Origin of the sequence: Teredinibacter franksiae, from assembly GCF_014218805.1 — a bacterium.
In the GTDB taxonomy this organism is placed as follows: Bacteria; Pseudomonadota; Gammaproteobacteria; order Pseudomonadales; family Cellvibrionaceae; genus Teredinibacter; species Teredinibacter franksiae.
In genome coordinates, this window is sequence record NZ_JACJUV010000001.1 from 4,131,758 (window position 1) to 4,155,846 (window position 24,089).

20 protein-coding genes and 1 riboswitch are annotated in these 24,089 nt (G+C 47.0%); of the genes, 11 read left to right on the plus strand and 9 right to left on the minus strand.

Going from position 1 to position 24,089, the window contains the following annotated elements; all coding sequences use genetic code 11:
* The first annotated feature begins 7 nt into the window (after positions 1-7).
* The 3 genes from H5336_RS17375 to H5336_RS17385 all read left to right on the plus strand — a co-directional run bounded on the left by H5336_RS17375 (position 8) and on the right by H5336_RS17385 (position 3,256).
* Positions 8-997 carry a flagellar motor protein MotB gene (locus tag H5336_RS17375; RefSeq protein ID WP_185235486.1) on the plus strand — a complete coding sequence of 330 codons (990 nt, stop codon included), beginning with the start codon at positions 8-10 and terminating at the stop codon, positions 995-997.
* Positions 997-1,566, plus strand: coding sequence for a PilZ domain-containing protein (locus H5336_RS17380; protein ID WP_185235487.1), 570 nt, complete (start codon positions 997-999; stop codon positions 1,564-1,566). The genes H5336_RS17375 and H5336_RS17380 overlap by 1 nt, the downstream gene beginning before the upstream one ends.
* Before the next feature lie 1,117 nt (positions 1,567-2,683).
* Entirely contained in the window at positions 2,684-3,256 is a 573-nt protein-coding gene (locus tag H5336_RS17385) for an HNH endonuclease (protein ID WP_185235488.1), read from the plus strand.
* Between the two features lie 335 nt (positions 3,257-3,591).
* Here the strand turns inward: H5336_RS17385 and moaA are convergent, their stop codons facing one another.
* On the minus strand, positions 3,592-4,578 hold the full coding sequence (moaA, locus tag H5336_RS17390) for a GTP 3',8-cyclase MoaA (protein WP_185235489.1): 987 nt from the start codon (positions 4,576-4,578) through the stop codon (positions 3,592-3,594).
* Positions 4,568-4,760, minus strand: a riboswitch (molybdenum cofactor riboswitch). (Overlaps the previous gene by 11 nt.)
* A gap of 114 nt (positions 4,761-4,874) precedes the next feature.
* Between moaA and H5336_RS17395 the strand changes: the two genes are divergently transcribed.
* Genes H5336_RS17395 through H5336_RS17405 form a run of 3 tightly spaced genes read left to right on the plus strand, consistent with a single transcriptional unit; the run spans position 4,875 to position 8,387 of the window.
* Positions 4,875-6,425: an alpha/beta hydrolase gene (locus H5336_RS17395; protein WP_185235490.1), complete on the plus strand. Its 1,551-nt coding sequence runs from the start codon at positions 4,875-4,877 to the stop codon at positions 6,423-6,425.
* A gap of 31 nt (positions 6,426-6,456) precedes the next feature.
* On the plus strand, positions 6,457-7,218 hold the full coding sequence (locus H5336_RS17400; protein ID WP_185235491.1) for an ABC transporter ATP-binding protein: 762 nt from the start codon (positions 6,457-6,459) through the stop codon (positions 7,216-7,218).
* Entirely contained in the window at positions 7,215-8,387 is a 1,173-nt protein-coding gene (locus H5336_RS17405) for an ABC transporter permease (protein WP_185235492.1), read from the plus strand. The genes H5336_RS17400 and H5336_RS17405 overlap by 4 nt, the downstream gene beginning before the upstream one ends.
* Before the next feature lie 107 nt (positions 8,388-8,494).
* Here H5336_RS17405 and H5336_RS17410 read toward each other — a convergent pair whose 3' ends face one another.
* From H5336_RS17410 to H5336_RS17445, 8 genes are all read right to left on the minus strand, one after another.
* Entirely contained in the window at positions 8,495-9,706 is a 1,212-nt protein-coding gene (locus H5336_RS17410) for an alginate export family protein (protein WP_185235493.1), read from the minus strand.
* Between the two features lie 652 nt (positions 9,707-10,358).
* Complete coding sequence (locus H5336_RS17415; protein WP_185235494.1) at positions 10,359-10,793, minus strand: type IV pilin protein; 435 nt, start codon at positions 10,791-10,793, stop codon at positions 10,359-10,361.
* Between the two features lie 23 nt (positions 10,794-10,816).
* Positions 10,817-13,966 (minus strand): pilus assembly protein, encoded by a 3,150-nt coding sequence (locus tag H5336_RS17420; RefSeq protein WP_185235495.1) that lies wholly within the window; start codon positions 13,964-13,966, stop codon positions 10,817-10,819.
* A gap of 27 nt (positions 13,967-13,993) precedes the next feature.
* Positions 13,994-14,212: a hypothetical protein gene (locus tag H5336_RS17425; protein ID WP_185235496.1), complete on the minus strand. Its 219-nt coding sequence runs from the start codon at positions 14,210-14,212 to the stop codon at positions 13,994-13,996.
* Positions 14,213-14,371: 159 nt separating this feature from the next.
* Positions 14,372-14,530 carry a pilus assembly PilX family protein gene (locus H5336_RS17430; RefSeq protein ID WP_185235497.1) on the minus strand — a complete coding sequence of 53 codons (159 nt, stop codon included), beginning with the start codon at positions 14,528-14,530 and terminating at the stop codon, positions 14,372-14,374.
* Positions 14,531-14,536: 6 nt separating this feature from the next.
* Positions 14,537-15,535 (minus strand): PilW family protein, encoded by a 999-nt coding sequence (locus H5336_RS17435; protein WP_185235498.1) that lies wholly within the window; start codon positions 15,533-15,535, stop codon positions 14,537-14,539.
* 1 nt (position 15,536) lies between these two features.
* On the minus strand, positions 15,537-16,109 hold the full coding sequence (pilV, locus tag H5336_RS17440; protein ID WP_185235499.1) for a type IV pilus modification protein PilV: 573 nt from the start codon (positions 16,107-16,109) through the stop codon (positions 15,537-15,539).
* Entirely contained in the window at positions 16,100-16,627 is a 528-nt protein-coding gene (locus H5336_RS17445) for a GspH/FimT family pseudopilin (protein WP_313557767.1), read from the minus strand. Before H5336_RS17445 ends, pilV (H5336_RS17440) begins: the two co-directional genes overlap by 10 nt.
* An 805-nt stretch (positions 16,628-17,432) precedes the next feature.
* Here H5336_RS17445 and H5336_RS17450 point away from each other — a divergent pair.
* From H5336_RS17450 to H5336_RS17470, 5 genes are read left to right on the plus strand one after another with little or no spacing between them, the layout of a single operon-like run.
* Positions 17,433-18,029, plus strand: a complete 597-nt coding sequence (locus tag H5336_RS17450; RefSeq protein WP_185235501.1) for a GspH/FimT family pseudopilin — start codon at positions 17,433-17,435, stop codon at positions 18,027-18,029.
* The gene (gene pilV / locus H5336_RS17455) at positions 18,020-18,541 is read left to right on the plus strand and encodes a type IV pilus modification protein PilV (protein WP_246439125.1); all 522 of its coding nucleotides are present in this window, start codon (positions 18,020-18,022) and stop codon (positions 18,539-18,541) included. Before H5336_RS17450 ends, pilV (H5336_RS17455) begins: the two co-directional genes overlap by 10 nt.
* A gap of 18 nt (positions 18,542-18,559) precedes the next feature.
* Positions 18,560-19,693, plus strand: a complete 1,134-nt coding sequence (locus H5336_RS17460) for a PilW family protein (RefSeq protein WP_185235502.1) — start codon at positions 18,560-18,562, stop codon at positions 19,691-19,693.
* Positions 19,693-20,229: a pilus assembly PilX family protein gene (locus tag H5336_RS17465; RefSeq protein ID WP_246439126.1), complete on the plus strand. Its 537-nt coding sequence runs from the start codon at positions 19,693-19,695 to the stop codon at positions 20,227-20,229. The genes H5336_RS17460 and H5336_RS17465 overlap by 1 nt, the downstream gene beginning before the upstream one ends.
* 47 nt (positions 20,230-20,276) lie before the next feature.
* Positions 20,277-24,089: a pilus assembly protein gene (locus tag H5336_RS17470; protein ID WP_185235503.1), complete on the plus strand. Its 3,813-nt coding sequence runs from the start codon at positions 20,277-20,279 to the stop codon at positions 24,087-24,089.

Below are 24,089 nucleotides of genomic sequence, written 5' to 3' on the forward strand. Positions count from 1 at the left end.
TGTCATAATGAGCGACGAAGAAGAGAAAAAATGTAATTGTGTTCCAGGGCTTCCGCCTTGGATGGGCACGTTTGCCGATTTGATGTCGCTACTTATGTGCTTTTTCGTTTTGCTGCTGTCGTTTTCTGAAATGGATGCGATGAAGTTCAAGCGCTTGGCGGGCTCTATGGCTCAGGCGTTTGGCGTGCAGACCAAGTTGAGTGTTACTCAGATACCAAAAGGTACTAGCATCATAGCGCAGGAGTTTAGCCCTGGTCGTACGGAACCCACTCCTTTGAATGAAATTTGGCAGAAAACCCAAGATATCACCGAAATGTCGATGGAACAGGATTGCGCTGAAGAGTTCGATATGGAACAGGGGGATGAGGGTTACGATGCTGGCGTTAAACTGCGGGTAAAACAACAAATCGAAGATCTGCTAAAGAAAACTGAAGAAGACGCCTATGAACTTGCCGGCGCATTACACGAGCAGATCTCGGCGGGGCAGGTGGAAGTTGAAACCCGTGGCCGCTTGATTATTATTCGTATTCGAGAAAAGGGCTCATTTATTTCGGGCTCAGCCGAGATGTCGCCATCGTACAAAGATGTAATGCGAGAGGTGCGCGCAGTGCTCGCGTTAAAAAAAGGCAAGATAGCGGTGCAGGGCCATACCGATGATATTCCCATTAGCACCAGCAGATTTCGCTCAAACTGGGAGCTATCGTCCTCTCGGGCGGTTTCGGTGGCCCATGAACTAATGGTTGGTGGGGATGTTGCGGAGCGCCGATTTGAAGTGGCAGGATTCTCGGATACTTTGCCCCTTGCCCCCAATAGTTCGGCTGAAAATCGAGCTAGAAATAGGCGTGTTGAAATCCTAGTAAAACAGGGGGTTGAAGATGAACTCTCCGAAGATGACTTAAAAATGTTGAAAGAGAATAAAGAGGGTGAAGATATTCTTCGCGAGCTGGACCTTGAGCCTGAGTATTTGTTCGACCTAGAACCTGAAGAGATTTTCTAATGCACGACGAACGACGACGCTATTTTCGCATTGATGAATGTATAGGCATTGGTTATGAGCCTCTTGATCACCGCCTCCATACGCAAGGAATGGAAGAGCCTGGAGAAGCTGGGGAGCAGCTCACCAATATTCTTGATGTGATTGAGCAGCAAGATGAGCAAATAGAACACCTACTCACTGAGCTTGAGGACGAGAACCCAAAAGTTACTGAAATTATTAGGTTGTTTAATCAAAAGCTTGAGCGCGTTGTTAACCATTTGCTAATGGACAGCAAGACGATCTCGCGCATCGCTCATAAAGTGAAGGAAGCCAACCTTTCCGCGTGTGGAATTGGGTTTGTCAACAACGAGCAGATAGGCGTGGGTGAAAACCTGAATTTGCAGCTTAAGCTATCGCCCGGTGATCTGGAAATTGAGACCAATGGTCGGGTGGTGAGTTGCGAACCCAATTTTGATGGTGAGAGCTATTACTGGAGAATTGACTTTTTTGGCATGAATAAGTCCAATCAAGAGGCGTTAATTCAGCATATAGTACGAACTCAAAGCTCTCAGTTAAAGAATAAAAGCTGAGTTGATGATTTACTGGCCAGCCTTGTAGGATATGTCTCACACGTAAAAGCGAAATATGCCTCTGTTCCCTTCACCCGAAATGCGTACAATAGATTTTGTCAGGGACGACTGCAAAGGATTTGCGGCAAGGAATTGATTGGATCACTGCCATATAGCACCGAATGGAACCCAGGTAACATCCTGTGAGCTCGCCGCGACCGGATCAGTCGCGGCGTTTTACGTTTTACGGTTTAAATATTCAAAAATACTAAATCAATCCTAAATTAGCGTTGCCTAACGTTATTTTTTTGGTGCTTTTATGCCGCACTAGAGTTATTCCTTATTTCCATCGATTGTTTAAATTTATTTTTCTATTACCTTTCGAAAAACTGTCGTAAAAAGATGGCATTACTCTGTGGTTAGTTCACGTATTTGAGCGCTGAACCACATGGGTTTAGTCGCGCATAAAATCTTAAAGTGATACCGTGAATTATTGGCTTGACAGTCTCGCTAGTTTGCGTACTATCTAATGTAAGCGTCGAAAGTATTTAACGCTTTATGTGCTGCGAATTAAATTAGTATCCACCCGTGGATAAAAGGAAAGAGGAGCGTCGTCTTCAAGTACTTAAGCAGACATGTGACAGGCACCTATAGTTCTTACCCGGTGCTCTCGCGTCACTCCAGTTGCCACCCGCTATCACGCTGGACGACTCAGCGGCTTTGTCACCCCAGAAATTCACAGCAGCGCCAACTTCAAAAACCCCGCCCGGCATTGCTTGGCGGGTTTTTACGTTATGGGGGGCGTGCAGAGCCGAGCGTTATTCGACATAACCGAAAATGGTCATAGCGCCGACAACACCTTGAAAGAATAACCTGATTTTTAAAGTGCTCGTGCTGTATTTGTCTCAGGGTGTGAGCGTGTAGAGCCCCAGTAAATTAACCGGTGTAGCCAAAGGTGTGGAGGACCGTGTGATGGGGTTGATAGATTAATAGGTTGATAAGTAGATAAGTTGATAAGTAGTACCGCTCACTACGGCGGATAATTATTAGGGCAAGATAATGATGCTGAAAAGTGGTTGGGGATCCTCCATCCGTATGTGATTGTGGCCACGCTAGATAGCTGAAACCGGAGCAGGTAATGGAAGCGCGTATTCTTAGATTGAATATGGCAGGCCAGCCGATTGAATGGATTAGCTGGAAGGAAACAACGTGTCTGTATTCGCGTGGGGTAATCGGCTGGACATTAGGTGGCGAGGTAAAAAAAGCCCGTGGTGGATACTCGCGCTTAACCGGGCGCAGATCCGTATTGTCGTTGCCGGCTATTATCGCTTGTGAAGGCGGGAAGTTCGCGCCCATACGTTTAAACCCACCACTGACCAATAAAGCGTTATTTTCGCGAGATAATTACCAGTGTATGTATTGTGGTTTGTATTTTGATTTTATGTGTCTGTCGCGCGACCATGTTAACCCGAGTAGTCGCGGTGGTGCAGATAAGTGGGAGAATGTCGTCGCGGCTTGCAAGCGTTGCAATCAGCGTAAAGGCAGCTCGCTATTAAGTGAAATAAGCATGGATTTGATCGCTCTTCCGTATAGTCCTAACCCAGCAGAATATTTAGCCTTGATTAATAGCGCACGTATTCGTGGTGATCAAATGGAGTATTTACGGCCGCAATTCTCTCGCTACATTCCACCGGTTGCAATCTGTGCTTAGGGGCACCTCCAATAATGGCTTTGTGTGCGGTTTATGCGTAAGGCAAAATGGCTGGCCCGGCGAAAAATTGTGACGCTGTGCATGAGTCACACACAAAGTTTAAGAACAATTATCAAGGTGCCCTTAATTCAGTTGCTGATGATAGCGCGCATTTTGTAAGCATCGTCCCGCATAATTGTTTGTCTGCGCGATGTTGGCCTGCAGTGATTTACACCTGTTCTAGAGTTTGTCCCCGGCATCACAATCCTCTGTGTGGGCGTCAGGAATTGTTAACACTATAATAGTCAGAGGTATTAGCGGTTTTGTGATAAATATACTCATACCGCTAACCCCGATTAACCTCCAAGCATAGCAAGGTGCTTAGTTGAACCACTGTTGCCCTGGTGCAAGTCGTGTGCCTCACCCTTATAACCGAGAAGGGTTTTAATTCGTTTTGCCAATTCACGGCTGCTTTCATTGAGTAAGTGTGGACGAAGTTTGTGATGATCCTCCGCAAAGAGACATAAATGAAGATTGCCCCGCGCTGAAATTCGCAGTCGGTTACAGCTCTGACAGAAATTCTTGCTGTAAGGCATAATCAGGCCAACATTACCTTGGTAGTTGGTGTGGGTATATTCAACGGCCGGCCCTGCGTGGGGTTCTCGTAACACCTGTGACCAGCCGGTTTTTTCTAATTGCTCTTGTATCTCTGAGCCACCAACGTGTTGCGCTTGGTAAAACTCCCGGTTGTCTCCGGTTTGCATTAACTCAATAAACCGCAGAGTGATGGGCTTGTTTTTGACGAAGTGAACGAATGCACTTAGCTCCTCCAGATTATGTTCGCGCATGAGTACAACGTTAAGTTTTACTCGCTTTACCCCAAGCTCTGTTGCCAGGGTTAGCCCGTGGAGAACTTCCTGTAATTTATCGTGGCCGGTAATCAATTTAAAATTTTCTGCCCGTAAGCTGTCGGCACTTAAATTCAATTGATCTAAACCGGCCTCCACCAGCCTGGGTAATAACCGGGTTATTTTGTAACCGTTGGATGTGAGGGCAACCGATTCAATACCGGGAGTGGACTTACACAGGTGAATAATCTCAACTAAATCTTTGCGAAGTGTGGGTTCGCCGCCGGTGATTCGCACCTTGCGGGTACCGTTTAAGGCAAATGCCTCAACCACCTTCTTTATCTCTTCCAGGGATAGGTAGTCTTCTTGGCTATCGGCACAATAGCCATCGGGCAAACAATAGTTGCAGCGAAAATTGCAGCGGTCGGTGACCGACAGACGCAAATAAGTAAAGCGGCGCTGGTAAGTATCCGCTATGGGGGTATGGTTTATCATGTTGTGGCCTTTCCAATTTCGGGAGGCTACAGAGTTTCTCCTGTAACCCGGCGCAAGCCCTGTGCTTAATGACAGCATGTGGCTATGCGGTCGTTGGGCATGGGGTCCAGCGCGGCCTAGGTACCATGGCCAAACAGGGCTGCTTGGCTTTAGGTAACACGGCTTCGGCTAAAAAACGCTATATTGCGATGATTTTATTCATTTGCCAATAAGCTGATGCTGGTTGTGGACGCTTATAGAGTAGGCTCCTATACTTTGCTACTCGTTATAACCTGCTCCCATAAAGGACTTATTGAATGGACGTCAGGAATTGGCATTCTCTACGCTCAATTTTAGTGTGTACCTCTGCACTACTTTTTTCCAGCTTATGCTGCGCAGCAGCTGCGGCGTGGCCCGCCTTCCCAAATGTGGTTTACACAGATCCAGAGCATACGTCTACCATCGGTGATATTCAGTTTACCGAATGCCGCGTGAGCTATCCGGGAAAGTCCCATTTTCGGTTCTTAGACTGCGGCAGTCTGGAGGTGCCAGAAAACTACGCAAAACCGAGTGGTAAAAAAATCACCTTGTTTGTTGGCAAAATCAAGGCGAAGGGTAAAAAGCCAATGGAAGACGCATTTGTTCCCATTTCTGGCGGGCCTGGCTCTGCTGCCAGTGAAGGGTACCTGTTTCCGGGGCAGGGGTTCGATAAAATTAATTTAAACCGTGATATTTACATCATCGATCAGCGCGGTACCGGCAAATCGAACAAGTTGATCTGTTTGGATGATGTAGATAAAAATTTGCATGCCCACGAACAAAACCGCGAAAAAACAAAGCAACTTGTAGGCCAGTGCCTGGAGGAGCTGGAGGGTGATCCTTCACAATATACGACCAGTGTAGCGGTGCGCGACTTGGAGGCTGTACGCCTGGCGCTGGGCTTAGGTGCGTGGAATTTATACGGCGCTTCTTATGGTACGCGTGTGGCACAGCACTATCTGCGTATGTACCCTGAGTCGACACGCAGTGTTATTCTCGATGCAGTAGCTTACCCTCAGCTGAACTTAGGGTATGACATCGCCATTCAAAGTCAGCGTGCATTGGACGATATGATTACGCGTTGCGAAAAAGTGGAGTCCTGTAAGCAGGCATTCCCACAGCTAAAGCAGGGGATTACATCGTTATTTGAACAACTCAATGAAAACCCTATTGAGCTGAAGGTTGAAAATTTTGGCAGTGGTAAACCTGAAGCCTTCACGCTCTATAAAACGCATTTACTGATGCTGATTCGGATGTCGCTCTATGCGCCTGAAGTAATGGCGGTATTACCGCTTTTGTTACATGAAGCCTACGCCAACAATAATTTTTCCCCGTTGGCTCGGAGCGCCTTTAAAACAGAAAAAACAATGGGGGATATGTTAAGTATCGGTATGCACAATTCGGTTGTTTGCAGCGAAGATATGGCATTCTTTGCGCTAAGAGACGGAGATAGGCAGCGTTTGGCTGGCACCTATATTGGTGAGCACTTACTCGATACTCTGCTCGACACTTGTGCAATATGGCCCACGGGCCCTGTCGACCGAAACTTCAAATTACCCGTTGAATCAAACAAACCCGTGCTGCTTTTATCGGGCTCTGCTGACCCGATAACGCCACCGGAATATGCGGTTAAGGCCGCAGAAAAATTGACCAATAGCCGGCATTTAATAGCCGAAGGTATGGGGCACGGATTGGCTGCAAAGGGTTGTATGCCCACGCAAATGGCGAAATTTCTCGACGCTGCTTCCTCGAAGGAGCTTGATATAGAGTGCCTAGATAGATTAGAACCAGCCCCATTTTTTATCGACTTTAATGGACCTACGCCCTAATCGGCTTTGACAAGGAATTGAGGAGTGACACATGATCGAAGCGAATGGGCTGAGTAAATCTTTTCGAAAAAAGGGTGCGGGCCGAAAAGAACCGCTGATTAAGGCGGTTGAGAATGTGAATTTTTTTGCGGGTGATGGCGTTATTACGGGGTTACTGGGCCCAAATGGTGCGGGTAAATCCACGACCTTGCGTATATTGGCTACGCTAATATCGGCGGATACCGGTAGCGCTATTGTCGATGGTTTTGATGTAAACAAAACTCCGGAAAAAGTACGCCAAAGTATTGGTTTTTTACCTCACAATTCTGGTATATACCCAAGAATGACCGCTAGGGAAAATATTCAGTACTACGCCAATATTGTTGGGCTGGCTCGCAAACAGTCAAAAAAGAAAATTTCCGCATTAATTGAAACCTTGGACATGGATGATTTTGCCGATAGGCGAGCAGAAGGGTTCTCGCAGGGGCAAAAAACCAAAGTGGCATTGGCTAGAGCGTTGGTACATGAGCCAAAAACCTTGATGCTTGACGAACCGACCAATGGCTTGGACGTAATGGCAACACGGAGTTTACGTAAAATTATTCGTCGGTTACGGGATGAAGGGCATTGTATTCTGTTTTCTAGTCATATTATGCAGGAGGTTGCAGCGCTCTGTGATCATGTCGCCATTATTTCCGATGGTGCAATTGCCATATCCGATAGTATTGAGGGGATACGTGAACGTACAGGTCAACAGGATCTAGAAGATGCCTTTGTTGTCGCAATTGGCGAGCAGCTGGAGGAGGACGCATGAGGCAGTGGTTAGTTGTTGCGCTGAAGGAAATTAAAGATAACCTTCGTGATAAGCGCGCGTTTTTCTTCGCTATAGTGTATGGCCCCATCTTTATGCCATTGATGATTGTTGGGCCTATGTTGCTGGGCGCTAAAACGGGGTTTATTGACTATGAATCAACAACAGAAGTACATGTGCAAGGCATGGAAAATGCCCCGAATTTGGTGGCATTTTTAAAAACTAAAAACCTTGTTGCAGTAGTGGCGCCGGAGAACTTCAAGCACAAAATACGCGAGGGCGAGTTGGATGCCGTACTGGAAATACCCGCCGAGTATGGCGATCGATTGCGAAAGGGCGAGCCTGAACCGCTGTTTCTATATGTAAACCGTTCTAATAAAAAGTCGGAAAAAGCTGCACGCCATTTAAACTCAATTGTTAATGGTTACAGTGGATATTTAGGCTATTGGCGGGTGCATGCGCGAGGATTTGACTATGAGCTTACACAGGCTTTAAAGCTGGTTGAGCACGATTTATCGAGCGAAGGTGTAGGTGGATTAGTTTTCGGTTTTCTTATTTATTTTATTCTCGTTTTTACGATGATGACCGGTGGGTTTTATCTGGCTGTTGATATAACCGCGGGTGAGCGTGAACGAAATTCATTAGAGCCCTTACTGGCTTTGCCAATTTCCCGTTTTACGGTAGTGTTTGGTAAGTTTTTAGCTATACTAAGCTTTGTTACATTGTCGGGTTTTTTATCGGCTATCAGTTTGTATCTTATATTCACCTTTTTGCCGTTTGAAGAGTTGGCCACATTTTTGAAGTTAGACGGCATGGTCCTAGCTTGCGCCTTTTTGTTGGCTCTGCCGTGTGCGCTGCTCGTTTCTTGTTTGTTAATGGCGACAGCCGCTTTTACAAAGAGCGCTAAGGAAGCGCAAACCTATATTAGTTTACTGTTCGTTGTGCCGATGGTCCCCATGTTTATCGGCCAGTTCGCCGATATAAAAGCCAGCGCAAATTCTATGGCTGTTCCTTTTTACAGTCAGTATTCGCTTATTGATAAGATGGTAAAAGGCGAAACAATCTTACCCGTGTATGTGTTGTCCTCCGTTGGGGGAACGCTGATTGTTGCAGGATTGCTTTTTGCGATTGCTGTTTTTCTGTATCGGCAGGAAAAAATTCTATCCAATTAGATTTATGAACCCTAGGGTGGGTTGACAGGCTGGGTGGTGATTTGGCGAGAAGTAAGCATTATTGGATTTTCTAGCCCCCTTAAATGGGGGCTTTTTTGTGTAGATTGTTATAGCGATACCTGTAGCATAAACCATACTTTGCTCGTGTCGCTTGCATGGGTATCGGCGCTATAGTTTGCATATTTGAGTACGGTTTTTACTTTTTTTGTGATGGGATAAACCGCTACCGCATCGATTTCACTACCGAGGTCGGTACTGCCAAAGTCAGACGTGAAGTTATGGTACGTTAGGCTTAGTTTTACAGGGCCAGCTTTGGTGCCAACGGTTGCGTACATATCTTTAATGCCAGCTGCTGGCGTACTCAGGAATTTATCAGCCCAACCCTGCCACTTATGCAATGTTGCCAAGGGGGTAATAAAGCTTTTTGCTCCTCCGTCGCTGCCGAGCACCTCGTAGCCCAAGTTCCACGACAGCTTAGACGCGACTTTTCCGCCTACATCGGCGAGCATGTAATTGGCTGTGTACTCCGCTGGGTTATCACCGGCTTCGCTCTGAGTGGCATAGCTGGCCTTTAAGTTTACGGGACCGAGCTTGCCTGTGTAGCGCAGACCGTAAGTATTATTCGAGGCTCCCGCGGCGTTATCAAAATCCATGGCGTATATAAAACCGGTGAGCTTGTGGTCTTCTACTAAGGTAAATGTTCCGTTTGCAAGGTGGACATTGCCTCGCCAGTCGGCTGCTTGAGCGGCGGAACCATTCGGGCCGAAAATTCGATTTACATTGTTTACGTAGCTGTAGCTACCGGTAAAGTTCCCACTGCCCAGTTTTAATGTTAGGCCGTCATAGGTTTGTTCATTCTGTCTCCAGCCAACACCGCCAACGAAGCGCTGATCGTCGAGCAGAATTCTTTGGCGCCCAGCAACGGCGTTAAATTCCCCAATTTTATATTGCACAAAGGCTTGGTTTAGGTCAGTGCCCTTGGGATCGGCTACAGCAGGGTAATCGGTTTTGCCGTTAGTGACGCTGTTGTAATTTTCGCTGAAAAGCGGGCGGGAGTCGTCCATCTCCAGTTTGAAAGAAAAATCGTTAACAGAGCCAGAGGTAAAGGTGACACGAGAGCGCAGCGTATTTGCGGCGGCGTTTTCATTGATGCCGTCCTGGGTTACCCCCTCGTAACGATAGCGGAAATCGACTTTTGTGGTGCCGTCAGTCATCAAAGTATCCAACGCGGAATCACTAGCAAACGCTGGCTGCGCCAATAGGGTAACAACGGCGGAGGCTAGGGCCGATGTAGTGACAAGTTTATTCGATGATTTCATTAACGTTTCCTTAATGTTTTCTATTGGTCGCCTGAAAAGACGAAATTAAATGTTTGTTCCCCCGGCAATCATTCGGTTTGGCTAGATTTTTTAATGCCGAACTGAAATCGCATAAGTGGTGCTGAGAACAGTGCAGGTTTTTAATGTGGCTTCGCTAGAGGCTTTTGTTCTCGTGGCGATTTCCACAAATGCACAATGTGTACCCGATTTAACTTTTTTGGCTTACGGTTGGTGGCGGTAAGGCTTAAACAGGGGCGATGGGGTGAGTGCCTGCAGTCGTGTTGTTTTTCTTGACTGAGACCTTAACTGTTTGTATTTAAACGGAATTTTTATAGTTTTTGAGATGTTTTTTTGTGCCGTTTTGATTCATTTTTTTGTGTAATGTTTAATGCAAAAAATAGTAATACCTGCAGTGTCGAGTAAATCATTTAGTTTGGTTGTACAGTAGTGATTTGATCGGGAGCGGATCAATATGGGGCGACAGCGTTTTTTACTGGTGCAGACGAGTGCTCGATTTTTGATCCGGCGCGGGTGTTGGGAATACAGTTTGCGCGAAAAGGGGGCGGGTACTGCGCGTTTTCAAAGCTGAGTAATAGCGGTGACCTATAGTGCTAAGTTTGTATGGTGCAATTAGGTTAACCGAGATCGGCTATTACCAGCAGCTTTCACCGCCGCCAGATGCCGACTCAATGCCTCTGTGGGTAAGGGAGAGGTTTGCGCAAGTCGTGTCGCTGACTTGGTTGTTTACAGGGGTTGCAACGACGGTAAATGCAGAGGCTGTTGCGCCTGAAAGAGACATTTGGTAAACCCCTCCTGTGGAATTGACGGAAGAATCACCGTTATTGTTCACATAAAAGGTTGCGGCAGGGTACCCCAATTTTGTGAGGTCGGTGGTGTAACTTTTGTTGTTGACGAAATATTGTTCTTGACGGGAGACCAGTGTCATTAAGGCTGTTTTACCAATACTGCGATTGTTTTTAATAACGCTACTTTGGTAAGACGGTACCGCGACGGCGGCAAGGACTGCCACAATAACGATTACTATCATCAGTTCGATCATGGTGAAGCCGCGGTTGTTTGAAATCATGAACGCTGTCTCTTGGTATTTAGTTAAAGGGTGTCAACACCTGTTTCACGCCAGTAAAGCAACCACATAGAGCGGCCACCTACTTGAATTAAATTATCGCTACCCGAAAAATTGGTATTTGCGGGAATGGTTTGTAAACCTGTTCCCGGTAATAGAATGGTGTCGCCATTTAGGGCAATAGGTGAAGCTGGAATGCCTGGACCAATATCGATCTGCCGAGAGTTCGTAAAGGAGGCTGAGCCGTCTGATAAATTCATGAGATAAAGGTTGCCATTTCCCTCGCGTGGTGCGCACGAAGATCCTGCTGCCGAATAGGGGGTGTAGCTCGTGAAAAATACGGTGCCATTGCTTACTAGCGGTGAGGACAATCCTTTTTCTCCGGATTGCGAAAGTTCCATTTTCCAGCCGTAATCATAGGTGAAAGCTGCACAGGTTGTTGCGCAGCTGGTAACGTCGGTTAAGTTGGTGTCATCGGTTGTTGTAGCACTTGGCGAACCTGAAGCAATATAGCGGTCTTTAATCATGTACATGTAGTTCTGGTCGGTACTTTCCAGTGGGTTTGCGCGGTCGCCGGAGGCAATGACTACGGCATCGTAAAAACCATTGTCATCTTTTGTTTGGATGACGTCCGGTGCGTGAAAAAAGCGAACATCTTCACTGTCTGCTGCGTCGCTGAGGTCGGCCAATACGGAAATATCCCAATGGTTAAGGCGATGGTTGGTATCGGCGGAATCTCCCTCTGGAAGGTCAACCCTCCACACCTGGCCGCCGGTGTCGCCCACATAGACGCGGTCAACAATGCCGTTTCTGTTGCTGTCCAAAGTCGTTGCTGTAGAGGGTATGCTGTACTGTAGGCTGGCGTGTTCGTAGCGGCCGTTATTGATAGCGGCGGTGCTAGCACCGTAGACGGCTTTCCATATAAGTGTGCCGTCGAGCGCATTAACGATAAAAATGGCATTGCCTTCGGTGTCGGCGCCACGGCTGCCGTCTTCATCGGTAGCGGTCGCATCTTTGTTGGTGTCGTAGCCACCTGCAAAGATGAGTGTATCGTACGTAATGCCGCCAAAGCGCACTTTGCTGACACGAGGTGTCGAGAAGGTATAGCCCATTTCAGCGTAATCGCTCATGGTGTTGCTGAGTTTACCTATGTAGCTAGGTGCGGCCGTTGGATCGCTGGCGTCCATGGCGTAAATACTTTTACCTCCGCGACGCATACCGACATACACGTTAACAGTATCGCCTGCTTCAATGGTGCCGTCGGCGTCTAGGTCTTTTACTAATGCAACGGGTTCGCCGTCCACTCCGTACAAGTGATCCGAAGTGACATTGTCTTTAAGGGTTTTAAAATTGGCCATTACCTCTCGAGGAATGAACCCGAATACTTCTTTTCCCGACTGTGTGCCTCCGCTAGTAGTGTTTTCAAATACATGGAAAAAGCCATCATTTGTGCCCATAAATAATCGGATATTGGGGTTCGCTTCTGTGTAGCCTGCCGTTGCGCCATAGTTAATGGTGAGTGGCCGGGAATGTATGGCGTCGCCTAACAGCCAGCTGCGCGCTTCGGATTTATCGCTGTCACCGTCTTCGTCGTCGGCATCTTGCCCTCGCGCCCATTTGATCACCTCCAATGCTTCTGCCGTACTTGCTGCACCTAGCTCCGCTTGCCAGCTGCTAGCGTTAGCGTTGGATGCATCGAAGGCTTCTAGTGCTGAGCCGGAAGTGGGCTCTAGGTAAAGCTGGCGGGTGCCGGTTGTTGTGGTATCGCCTATGGAGCCACTGAGAAAGCCGGGTATCATTTGGCCTGCCCCTCCGCGATTAACCGCGCGACCATCGCGTTCTGAGACTTCATTGTCGGCAGGGTCGGCTGGAGGAAGCGCGTTGGCATCTGTCCAGTAGGTGAGTGCCTCGTACTTTATGCGGCCATCGGTACTATTGAACGCTTCTTGACCCAGAGCGTCGACAATTTGATCGGGTATGCCGTCTAGGTCACTGTCATGTAGTCGAAGTTTTTTAAGGTTGCCATTCCAGCGCGCAGTTGCATTGGCTTCAAACAGTGCGATATAGAAGTCATCGAGTATTTGTATACGATTGAATACGTTAACGGGAATGGAAGCTGCTACGAAGGTGGTGCTTACACTCAGGGCTTCAACAAATGCCGATTCCAGTTTGGTTTGCACATCAAACAAATCGGCGCTCTTACCGCCTATGTTCATATATTGGTCGTTAGTGTCCGCGGCTATTGCCCAATTGTCAGCTTTCGCTGCCGAGCTGCCCATTTGAATGTACCAAGTTTTCAGGGTTTGATCACCGGGTATGAAGGGGAGTACGTCGTTGTTAGTCATGTAGCTGACCATTTCTTCGTAACTGGATGCGCCGTTCATCACTGCACCGATTTGCGTATCCAAATCATTGTCGGCACCGCTGGTATTGCCCGACGTGGCGTAAACTTCGTATAAATTGGTGCACTCAAAATTACTCGGGGTACCGGCGAAGGGCGATTTGTACATCGGCTTGCCGGGTATACTGTTGTCGATAATATTAGGGTCGTAGTTGGGGGAAGCGGTGCCGTCAAAGTTGTCGCTCGTTTGGTCACCATTTAATACGGCTAGGCCATTAACGTAGCTGTACCACTCGTAGTGGGTTTCTTTTGGTGCGGTGTCATGGAACTGGTTACCACTTTTAGGTAGTGGCATTGAATCCAATATGGCAATGAGTTCAGCTTTGGCACCATTGGCACCATTGGCACCATTGGCATCACCGGCTTCAAACAACTTGTAGCCGCGTAATATGGTTCCGCCGTCAGAATTATTGGGGACCATTAGACCAACGTTAATACCTTCAAATTTATTGAAAACTACGTTTAAAACCGCAAGGGTTGCATGAATATTGTTGGCTGCACCGTTTACCCCGGTAAATGATTGTAGTGACGCCAGAAGTTCCGCGTGAGCGGAAAGTGATGCGGTGCAAGAACCGTTGCCTGTTCCTGAACCACAAAAGGTGGCGCTCATGTCGGGTCGGTAATCGAGTTTTAGCATCAGGTAAGGGGCGGCGCCGGCGACGTTTTTGTTGAGGTATATATCGGTATCGTCGGCGAGTACCTGGGGTATCGGTGAACAGAGAAAAGTCGCCAATGCAAGCGCTTTGTAAAATCGTGAGTCTTTAAATCTGGGCATTCTCATAACTGAACCTCTATAACTCGTTTACTGCGCTGAAGACGCAACTTTAATTCCTACGCCCTGTACGACTTGATGATGACCAAGGCCTTCTTCTCTTCCATCAAATTCTGCGGTCACTTCGAATATTGCAATGTTAAAACCCGAGGCGCTGGAGGCTTGGTCGGCCGACAAGCGCACCGGCAGGGGGCTGATAAGTGGTCCCATGCGAACGGAGTGGTAGTTTAAATCAACACCTGTCGGCACATTAATGACTTCCGCTGGCAGTGCGATAGTGCGTGCATTGCAGCTAACCTCTGTGCTGCCGGCAGCACAGACTTTAAAACCTATATCGCCGGCGACAACAAAATTGTTTTGATTCGCAGCAACCGCATTTATAACAGCATCTGTTTTCTGGAAGGCTTCTTATTTAAATTGGGAATTGCTCACCATTTTTACTTCTAGAATACCGGTTCGCATAACGGCCGAAGCAATAATGCCCGTGAGCAGTAAAATAGCCATGGCGAAAATAAGTACTGCGCCTGTTTGCTTGTTGTTGAGTCGTTGTATACATTTGTTGTTCATGGCTGTTTATCCGAGATCGGTATTACGTAATTTAATCGTTGTGGAAAAAACTTTACGTAGGTAGCTATCGTTAAAAGCATCGATGTTTTTAACGCCTAGCCTGAATTTCTTTCGGTTGGTATAGCCCGATACCGGTGAAATGCTTCGTGCAAGAATGTGTAGGCGTACGGAAAGCGCGTTATCAAAGTCGGTGGCTGATGGCGCGTTTTTGTATTGATCAACCACGTTATCGCCATCGTTATCGATACCGATTTCAATCTGAATATCTTCAATGCCTTCTATGAGGCATCTATTTATTATTTCTGAGCCTTCCAGCATGGAAACACAGAGTGTTGGAATTTCGTCACCTTCGGATACTGAGTAGTCGCGAATGTAATAGATATTGGTAAAGTAGCGCCAGTAATCGTAGGTAGAGTTTGGTGTACTTTCCGCTGCGGTTATGCCGCCTGTTAAATAGCTCCACGAATACGAGGTGTAGTCGAATTTTTTTAAGTACCAAGTATTTAATGATGGCGTCGCTTGAAGTACACCGTTATTGAGTGTTGCTGTGTCCGATGTGCGTTTGAGAGAAATAATATCGGTTCCATCGACAACCTCATCAGCATTAATACAGCTTAATTCTGTGCCGTTTAAAGTCATTAGCGTACCGCCATTAGGTGCGTTGTTAATTAACTCGATGGCGGAGTTGAGGTCTAGCACCCAGTCTGTGCCGGCGGCGTTACAGTCCGTTGTTATCGTTGCGGCGTTTAAACCACTGGCATCATTAATACCGGCCAAAAAACCACTCAGGCTGATTTCGCGTTTTAGGAAGTCTATAGCGAAGCGTGCGTTTTCCTGAAGGCGTGCCATTTCCTCGTCTTGTATATAGCTGCGTCGGCTTTCTAAATACATTTTTATAGAAACACCTGAAATCACTAGGCCGAGTGCCAGAGCAATCATTAATTCGACAAGCGTAAAGCCCTGCTGGTTGCGGAATGTTCGGTAGCGACGGCGTTGCCCTTTCACTCTAAATTTCCTCAATATAAGTCGTAATGGAAACAATTTGACGTTGGTCATCGTTATCGCCGTAAAGATCGGCACCTGAGCCACAGGTAGGGCCGGTGGGGTTGCTGGTAGATTGATAACCTCTCCAGGCAATGGTGACGGTGACTATTCCGTTCGCATGGGTGATGCATGCGCGTGGAGATACCAAGCCACCAACAAAACGCTGTTGGGCGTTGTCTTCGATTATTTCCGCAGCACCTTCAAGCGCCTGCTCCCACTCCCAAAGGTCGTGGGCAGCCATTTGGATGGGGCTACAAACAGCGGTAACACAGTTAGGGCTTGGTTCGCTGGCAATGCTGTAACCACCGACATTGGCAGCATAATTGGCTACAGCTGCGGGGTTGGTTCGCATGCGCTCAACGATGTCTCGCATCAGTGTCGTGGCTGTAGAGCGCTGTAAGGCGTCGTAGCCAATACGTTTACCTGATACCTGCATAGATAACAGGCCAATGGAGCCAATGGAGACAATAAGCATGGCAATTAGCACTTCAATAAGGCCGATACCGGCTTGCTGTGCACGAATGGTTACGGGCATTCAGATACCTCCTTACTGAGGCGGGCTCTGCCTGTTATGTTGAGCTCAATGGTATAGCCGAGAGTGGTGTCATTGGAGGGGGGGCAGAGGCGCAAACTACCGGAATCGGTAGTAGTGCCGTTTGCGCGAAAACTGACCGTATTCGTAAGGGGAGATACCGCGCGCAATGTATAGTTGGTTTCCAGCGCTTTATGGCTGCGTATTACGTCCTCTGTGCTATCTAGTGCAGCATTTCCATTTGAGTCGACGTACACCAGCCAGCCTTGCTCCCAGTTACCCGACGCTGTGCAGGATTCCTGGTCACTGCTTTTACAGAGTGTAGTTGCTTGGTTGCGGGTAATGGATTCACTTCTGGCGGCAACAATAGACTCAAAGAGCCCGCGTATTTGTGCGTCGGTGCGGTTGCGTTCAATCAGTGTTCGCATGGACGGTGAAGCTATACCGGCAAGAATGCCGATTATCACCATCACTATCAGCGTTTCAATTAGCGTAAAGCCGTTTTCAATTTCAGATTTTATACGTTAATTTTTAGCACGCCCGGGGTTGCAGATACACACCGCAGGATGAGTGGTGGTGTTTGGGTTGATAAATGGAAAAAAAACAGCGTGGTTATAACAAAAACGGTCCATTTACACGTTAATGATTCCATCCGGAAATCCGCTCAAATTGTGGGGTGTATGTCAAGTGAGTGCTGAGCCGTTTAAAGGGTTGAAATGAGGCGTGGCGGGAATTGTTTCCGTTGTTTTAATTGCCACACCACTGGTGTTATACCGTAATGCTAATTACTTGAACGGCTTAATAAAAATACAGTCTAAATCCGACTGATTTTTAACCGGCCTAATAACCTGAATGTATGAGTTATGGGTATTAGTGTAGTTCAGGTTAACAAGGAATTAGCTTAAATTGAGACGTGGGCCTCAAAATCTAATTTATTGGTCGAAATTCGACATGTTTATGCGTAACGGCAAATTAAGTTCTTGTAATGCGGCGCGGAGTGAGAAAGTTTTTTGTTGGCGCTAAAAGCTGCGCCAATTTGATGAAAATGTAGACGAAGGTTCAGCCGGTGAATGGCGAATTGAATAGTTTTATGTGTGTAGTGATGTCATCTAATCCTCCCTTTTTATATACCACTCGTCGCCATGTTATTGCTTAAAGTTATATACCACGGCACCCTTTTCAGTAGCGCTTCAATCCTTTTTATTCCCAAATCCATACAGGCTGAATATCGCCCGCCTGTCTGTTTGACGATAGTAACCTTACGGAGGAGTTGCTAGGGTAATAACAAGAAGAAAATTTAATTAAATGCTGAAAACAGGCATCAAAATGAAACAAGTATTTAGACACCAAAACCCGGTGCAAGGGGTTCGAGTTGCCGGATTTACATTGCTAGAGCTAATGGCCGTTATCGCTATTCTATCGCTTCTGGTGATGATGGCAGCTCCATCGTTTGAAGATACTACGACAAAAGCTTCTATACGAGCCGGCACTACGGACTTAGCAACTGATTTGGCGTATGCACGAAGTGCGGCCGTTACCCGCAGTGAATCGGTGTCGCTGTGTGCCAGCGATGAAGGTATTACACCGCGTGCTTGCAATAACGGCTCTTGGGATGACGGTTGGTTGGTTTTTTATGATACCGATGAAGACGCAGTGCTGGATGCTGGAGAAGAGGTCGTTCGTATGGGTGCATCATTGGGTAGGCGCGTTGTGCTCACACTTGATAATGCCGTTACTTTTAGTGGTAAGGGTGTAAAAGATTTGGTCTCAGAGTTTAGGTTTTGCAGTGCAGATGATGATAATGCGCGATACGCACGGTCCATTGTAGTGAATGTTGGTGGTCTTGTTCGTTACTCACGGGATACCGATAGTGACGGTATTCATAACGGCGGTGAAGGCGGGGGGAACTTATCATGCCCATGAACTATTTTTCACTGGCTTCTGTACGTAAAAATGCAGGCTTTTCGATGATTGAAATTCTGATTTCGTTTCTCGTCTTGGCTGCGGGCTTGTTGGGCATTATGAATATTCAAAAACGTGGTGTGGATAATAGCCACGCTGCCTATATAAGAACGCAGGCCGTGTCGCTGGCGCAAGATATGACCAGCCGTGTACGAGCCAATACGGCGGGTTTTCAAGCGGGTAATTACGATCGTCCAGAGCCTTCTTTTACTGTAGCGTGTCAAAGCACTAATGGTTGTAGCGCTGCGGCTCTTGCGAGTCACGACAGTTTTGAATGGCAGGCTGAGTTGGTTCAAGTATTACCTGTAGGGCAGGGAACAGTATGTCTTGATTCCTCGCCGGATGATGGTGAAGACGCTGCAGACCCGGCCTGTGATGGCATTGGTAATCAGTTAGTGGTAAAAATTTGGTGGGATGCAATTCCTAAAGATGGTGAGGTTGATCAACAATATGTTATCCCATTTGGTCTGTAACACTGGAGCCGCTAGAAGATGAAAACAGCAATTAAAAAAGTACGCGGTGTAACCCTTGTTGAACTGCTTGTGTCTATGGCGATAGGCAGTGTGATTTTGAGTGGTTGCGTGGTGGTTTACCTCGATCAACTACAAAGTTCCCGCAGGCTGACGGCCTATGCACACTTACAGGATTCTGGTCGGGTTGCGCTGGAAATTTTGGAGCAGGATTTACGTATGTCTGCGTTTACCGGTTGTTTTAGTAGTAATGAAGAAATGAATAATACTCTAGCTAACACGTTTCCAGCCTCTTTTCAGCCCGAAGTGGGTATACAGGGGTGGGAAGCGGCTGCCACTGGGCCCGGCCAAACCATTGTTAATGTTTTATCGACAACAGCTGTTGTTGAGTCAGATAACGGTAGTTGGGCAACAACGGGTGGCAATATCCTTGATCAAATCACAGTCATTCCGAATTCCGATATATTACGTATTTGGGGGGTAGGTGAAACCGATATGGTAGTGAATTCTATCATTGCTGGAACACCCAATATTTTGACCGTAGATGACACTAATGAAGTTGATGACGATGCAATCCTGATGCTGAGCGATTGCCAAAGTGTTGATATTGTTCAGGCATGTGATGTGACTGTTACGGGCACTCAAAAACGTATCTCCCTTGGTAATTCTTGCAGCCCGGGTAACAACAATAGTATCTCGTTGAAATCAACCGCTGCGCAAACGCCCACTCTCACAACACTCCGCGGAACGGTTTATGTGGTCAGTAAGCATAACGATTTGGCGACTAACCCACCCTCACTGTTTCGAGCCGAACTGAATTCGACTGGCGCTGTTGTCGGAAATTTGGAGGAGGTGGTTGAGGGCGTTGAGAGCATGCAAATACTCTACGGAGAAAATCTTGACGACGATAACTTCCGAAGTGCGGATACTTATGTTACCGCTGATAACGTTCAAGTCTGGGAGAATGTTGTGAGCGTACGCATTAGCCTGCTCATGCAGAGTGTTAACGACAATTTATCGCAAGGCGTGCTGCCCTATGTATTTAACGGTGTTACTTATAATGGCTTGGAGGGAAACCCTAGTGCCTCAGATAATCGGCTACGCCGAGTTTTTTCTCGCACTATATCGTTGCGCAACCGAACTCTAGGAAGTTAATGATGAACTTTTTACCCACATACAAACAACAGCAGGGTGTAACACTTGCCGTAACATTGGTCTTTTTGTTTGTACTTCTGGTTGTCGGTGGTTCTGCCGTGCGTATTTCTCTTGTGGAAGAGAAAATGAGCGGTAATCAGCGGGATAAACACATTGCCTTTGAGGCTGCCGAGTCGGCGTTAGTCAGTGGTGAAGATTGGCTGGATTCTCTAGTGGAATACAGAACGCCCACAGCTCAGGGAGCTGATAGCATTTGGGCGTTAGGTACACCGGGAACGGATAAGTGGTGGCGAACGAATAATGTCACGTGGTGGGCTGGTAATACCGTTGGTATTGATGGGAACAGTCTTCAGCATGCGCCTCCACGTTACATTGTAGAAGAGCGCGCCTTTGTGCAAAAAGGAGAAAACCTCATTATTGGCGCTGGCGAAACCAAGCAGGGCAAGTATTACTACCAGTTAACCTCCAGAGGGTATGGTGGTGGCGGGAATACGCGGGTGCATTTGCGCTCAACGTTTATTAAACGCTTCGATTAATCAGTTTGTATTTAGCGCTCACGAGTTTTTAGTGCGGAAGGTGTGTAATGAAAAATGTATTTAAATTTTTGTCGAGAAAACTTGTCGTTGTTGTTTTGATGTTTTCAATGACCGGAGCCCAGGCAGCAGAGCTGAATCTTGCGGACGAACCCTTATTTTTGGGGATTAGCACAGATCCAAATGTGTTCTTTCAGATGGACGACTCTGGATCTATGGATTGGGAGGTTATGACAAAACCCTATTACCTAGCATGTCAGTATGATCGTGATGCTGCGGGGGATAGCGGTAATTCGGATTGTAACGACTCTCAACATACCGATGGTCTTTGGAGTGTTTACAGCGGTACTAATGACCGCCGTGGCAGAGCTATTTGGTCCAACTTTGCCTATATTTATGATGAGTCGGATAACGCATACGATACCAACTGTACTGGCTGGATCAGTGATGTTCAGAGTTGTGGTATCGACGATGCTTTTAGCTACGATTGGCGGGGTGGTTCGTCAGATTTTAACGTTATTTATTTCGACCCAAGAACGAGTTATTCTGCGTGGGCTGGAACGAGTTTGCAGTCTGCAAGTTTTACTTCTGCGCGCAGTAACCCCCAGCCCGAAATTTCAGCGGTTGCGTCTCAGGTTGAGTCAAACTTACAAGTAGCGCGGCCTGTGCAGTCAGCGAAATCGGAGACAGACGGTTATGATGAAACCCGAAATTTGTCTGGTTTCGTTTATTACGTTTGGGTCGATTCTCACGGAATTGATACCACTTTAGCCAGCTACCCCCGCAGGGGTAGCAACATTAACAGGAAAGCGTTTGACGATGGCGATGGGGTGGTGGACTATTGGGACAATTATTATAAATACACCGTGAATGAAAGTAGCGTCGACTGGCAGGAAATTAAATGGGTTCAGGATGTTGATACCGGCTCCATTACAGAGAATGTTGTTACCTCTGGTTCATTTAGTGGAGCCGCGACCGACCCGAATACCACGGTTGTGCCTGCGAGAACAGTTGCAGAAATTCAGCAAAATATTGCAAATTGGTACTCTTATGCTCGCCGCCGGTCCTTCGTGGTGAAGGGGGCTGTTGGTGCAGTTGTGAGTAGTTCACCAGGCTTCCGTTTTGGGCAAACACTTATTAATGATTCGAGTACTCTATTTGATGAGGTTCCACCTTCCACAGTAACGAAGTACAGTGGTTATAATCAGGTGCTTTTAAACGATTTATATAGCCATGAGTGGCGTCAGCGTGGTACGCCTTTGAGGAAAGGGCTGGACAAGGCCGGTTCATATTTTTCGGGGAATCTCAACGCTGAATATTCTATAGATGTAGCCGACCCTATAATTCAGAGCTGCCAACAGAATTTCACCGTTTTGTTTACCGACGGGTATTGGAATAACGATGCACCTTCGTGGACTGGAGGTGATCATATTCAGACAGAGGGCGGGGTGGATACCTTGGTCTTAGATAAAGATGGAGATGGTCTCAGTATCACTGTAGCGGATGTGGCTCGGTTCTATTATGACAATGATCTCAGTGACCTAACTGATAACGTTGTGCCTAATATTGCTGATCCAGCGGAATATCAACATATGGTGACTTTTCCCGTGGCCTTCGGTGTTTCAGGTTCACTAGTAGACAGTGATGGCGACGGTTGGCCAAACCCGGTATTAGACGTTAATGATACTTGGGGAAATAGCCCCTTTGGCAATGATCAAGGTAAAATTGACGATCTTTGGCACGCGGCCTTTAATAGTGCTGGTGAGTATGTTTCTGCGCAAACGCCACAAGAAGTGGTTAGTAGTTTGACATCCGCTCTCAGTGAGATATCCAGTCGAGATGCGGCATCAGCTTCCGTTGCCACAAGTACCGGACAAATTTCTGCGGCTACAGCGGTCTATCAAGCTCAATTTAACAGTGGTGATTGGTCGGGTAGGCTTTTCTCATTCGCCTTGAGCGACGACGACAGCGTAGATGTGGAAAACCCAAACTGGCAGGCGGGAGCACTTCTTGATGGCCAAGATTTTGACTCTCAGAGAACCGTTATTACCAATAATGGCCGTCGTGGAGTAAAGTTTCGTTTTCCTTCGAGCTATTTGTCTCCAACCGTATCTGAAATTTCGAGTGGCCAGCTTCCAGCATTACTTGCTGATTCTCCAAATGATTTAACCACTGCTGACACGTCTGAGATTACGGAAAACCAGGAGTATGGCCAGGCATTGGTGAACTATATTCGTGGAGACAGAAGTAATGAGGGTGTGTCTAATGGCGAGTTTCGCCCTCGCTCTTCTGTTTTAGGCGATATTGTCGACTCTAATCCGAAATATGTTGCCAAGCCCAGCTTTTATTATCCTGACTCTTTGGAAACCGCGAGCTACGCAGCATTTCGTTCGACGTATCTAAATCGTACTCCTGTGGTGTATGTTGGCTCCAACGGTGGAATGTTGCATGGGTTTAACGCAGAAAATGGACAAGAGCTGATTTCTTACGTGCCTTCGGCGGTATTTAAAAACCTACACTTACTTACAAATCCAGCTTATAGCCACAAATTTTTTGTGAATGGCGCACCGACTATTGTTGATGCATTTTATTCCGGTAGTTGGCATACCGTCTTAGCCGGTGCCCTTGGTCAAGGTGGGCAGTCAATATTTGCTCTAGATGTTACCAATCCAGCGCAGTTTGATGAGAGTAATGCAGACTCCCTGTTCCTGTGGGAGTTTGACGACTCGGATGATGCGGATTTAGGCTACACGTTCAGTGAACCGTCAATTGCTAAAATGGAGGACGGCAGATGGGTGGCCATTTTCGGGAATGGTTATAACAATACTGAAGCAGACGGTAATGCGAGCACTACCGGTCATGCGGTTCTCTATATAGTTGATGTTGGTACAGGTGCATTAATTAAGAAGATTGACACAGGTGTAGGTTCGGTTGCAACGCCGAATGGATTGGCGACACCGGCTCTGGTGGATGTAAACAACGATTATGTTGTCGACTACGTTTACGCTGGAGACCTCTACGGGAATATGTGGAAGTTCGATGTCACTAGCTCTAACCCTGTAAGCTGGGATGTCGCATGGGTAAATGGCGCAGACAAAAAGCCATTGTTTACTGCTGCGAGCGGGCAGTCAATTACTACCCGCCCCTCTGTTGGTCTGCACCAGGAAGGGGATGGTGTTATGGTTTATTTTGGCACAGGAAAGTATATTGAGAAAAGTGACAATAATTCTGTTGGTGAGCCTGACCAAAGCTTCTATGGTATATGGGATAAACATGAATCTTCTGCCTCTGGATTACCTGTGTTGTCTAGCGAATTGCTTTTGCAAACTATAGATCACGAGTTTAGCGCGACCTTCTCTGGGAATGCATTCCGATTACGTGTTACAAGTGATAACGATCCGGACTGGTCTAGCCATGAAGGCTGGAAAATTGATTTAGTTAACAGGAATTTGTCACCAGTAGATAACAACGGTGAACGTCAGGTTTCTGATGCCATATTACGCAATGGTCGAATAATCTTCCCTACGAACCTTCCCAGTGATACACCTTGTACTCCAGGGGGAACTAGCTGGTTAATGGAGCTGGATGCTGCTGATGGCAGCCGTTTAGATGAGGCTCCATTTGATTTGAATAATGATGGTATTTTCAGTGAATTAGATTACACCTATTCTGCGGATGGTATTCCTGATGTGCCAACGTCGGGAGTGCAGTCACAGGAAGGAATTATTACAACGCCGGGCATTCTGCGGGATGTTAACCGCGAGGTGAAGTATCTAAGTGGTTCTACTGGTGTTATTACAAACTTCTCAGAAAGTACCGGTGCAGAGAATGTTGGTCGTCAATCTTGGCGTGAATTGGAGTAA

Excerpts from the sequence above, each read along its gene's own strand:
- H5336_RS17375 (WP_185235486.1), top strand. The coding sequence starts at position 8 with ATGAGCGACGAAGAAGAGAAAAAATGTAATTGTGTTCCAGGGCTTCCG.
- H5336_RS17380 (WP_185235487.1), top strand. The coding sequence starts at position 997 with ATGCACGACGAACGACGACGCTATTTTCGCATTGATGAATGTATAGGC.
- H5336_RS17385 (WP_185235488.1), top strand. The coding sequence starts at position 2,684 with ATGGAAGCGCGTATTCTTAGATTGAATATGGCAGGCCAGCCGATTGAA.
- moaA (WP_185235489.1), bottom strand. The coding sequence starts at position 4,578 with ATGATAAACCATACCCCCATAGCGGATACTTACCAGCGCCGCTTTACT.
- H5336_RS17395 (WP_185235490.1), top strand. The coding sequence starts at position 4,875 with ATGGACGTCAGGAATTGGCATTCTCTACGCTCAATTTTAGTGTGTACC.
- H5336_RS17400 (WP_185235491.1), top strand. The coding sequence starts at position 6,457 with ATGATCGAAGCGAATGGGCTGAGTAAATCTTTTCGAAAAAAGGGTGCG.
- H5336_RS17405 (WP_185235492.1), top strand. The coding sequence starts at position 7,215 with ATGAGGCAGTGGTTAGTTGTTGCGCTGAAGGAAATTAAAGATAACCTT.
- H5336_RS17410 (WP_185235493.1), bottom strand. The coding sequence starts at position 9,706 with ATGAAATCATCGAATAAACTTGTCACTACATCGGCCCTAGCCTCCGCC.
- H5336_RS17415 (WP_185235494.1), bottom strand. The coding sequence starts at position 10,793 with ATGATTTCAAACAACCGCGGCTTCACCATGATCGAACTGATGATAGTA.
- H5336_RS17420 (WP_185235495.1), bottom strand. The coding sequence starts at position 13,966 with ATGCCCAGATTTAAAGACTCACGATTTTACAAAGCGCTTGCATTGGCG.
- H5336_RS17430 (WP_185235497.1), bottom strand. The coding sequence starts at position 14,530 with ATGAACAACAAATGTATACAACGACTCAACAACAAGCAAACAGGCGCA.
- pilV (WP_185235499.1), bottom strand. The coding sequence starts at position 16,109 with ATGCCCGTAACCATTCGTGCACAGCAAGCCGGTATCGGCCTTATTGAA.
- H5336_RS17450 (WP_185235501.1), top strand. The coding sequence starts at position 17,433 with ATGAAACAAGTATTTAGACACCAAAACCCGGTGCAAGGGGTTCGAGTT.
- pilV (WP_246439125.1), top strand. The coding sequence starts at position 18,020 with ATGCCCATGAACTATTTTTCACTGGCTTCTGTACGTAAAAATGCAGGC.
- H5336_RS17460 (WP_185235502.1), top strand. The coding sequence starts at position 18,560 with ATGAAAACAGCAATTAAAAAAGTACGCGGTGTAACCCTTGTTGAACTG.
- H5336_RS17465 (WP_246439126.1), top strand. The coding sequence starts at position 19,693 with ATGATGAACTTTTTACCCACATACAAACAACAGCAGGGTGTAACACTT.
- H5336_RS17470 (WP_185235503.1), top strand. The coding sequence starts at position 20,277 with ATGAAAAATGTATTTAAATTTTTGTCGAGAAAACTTGTCGTTGTTGTT.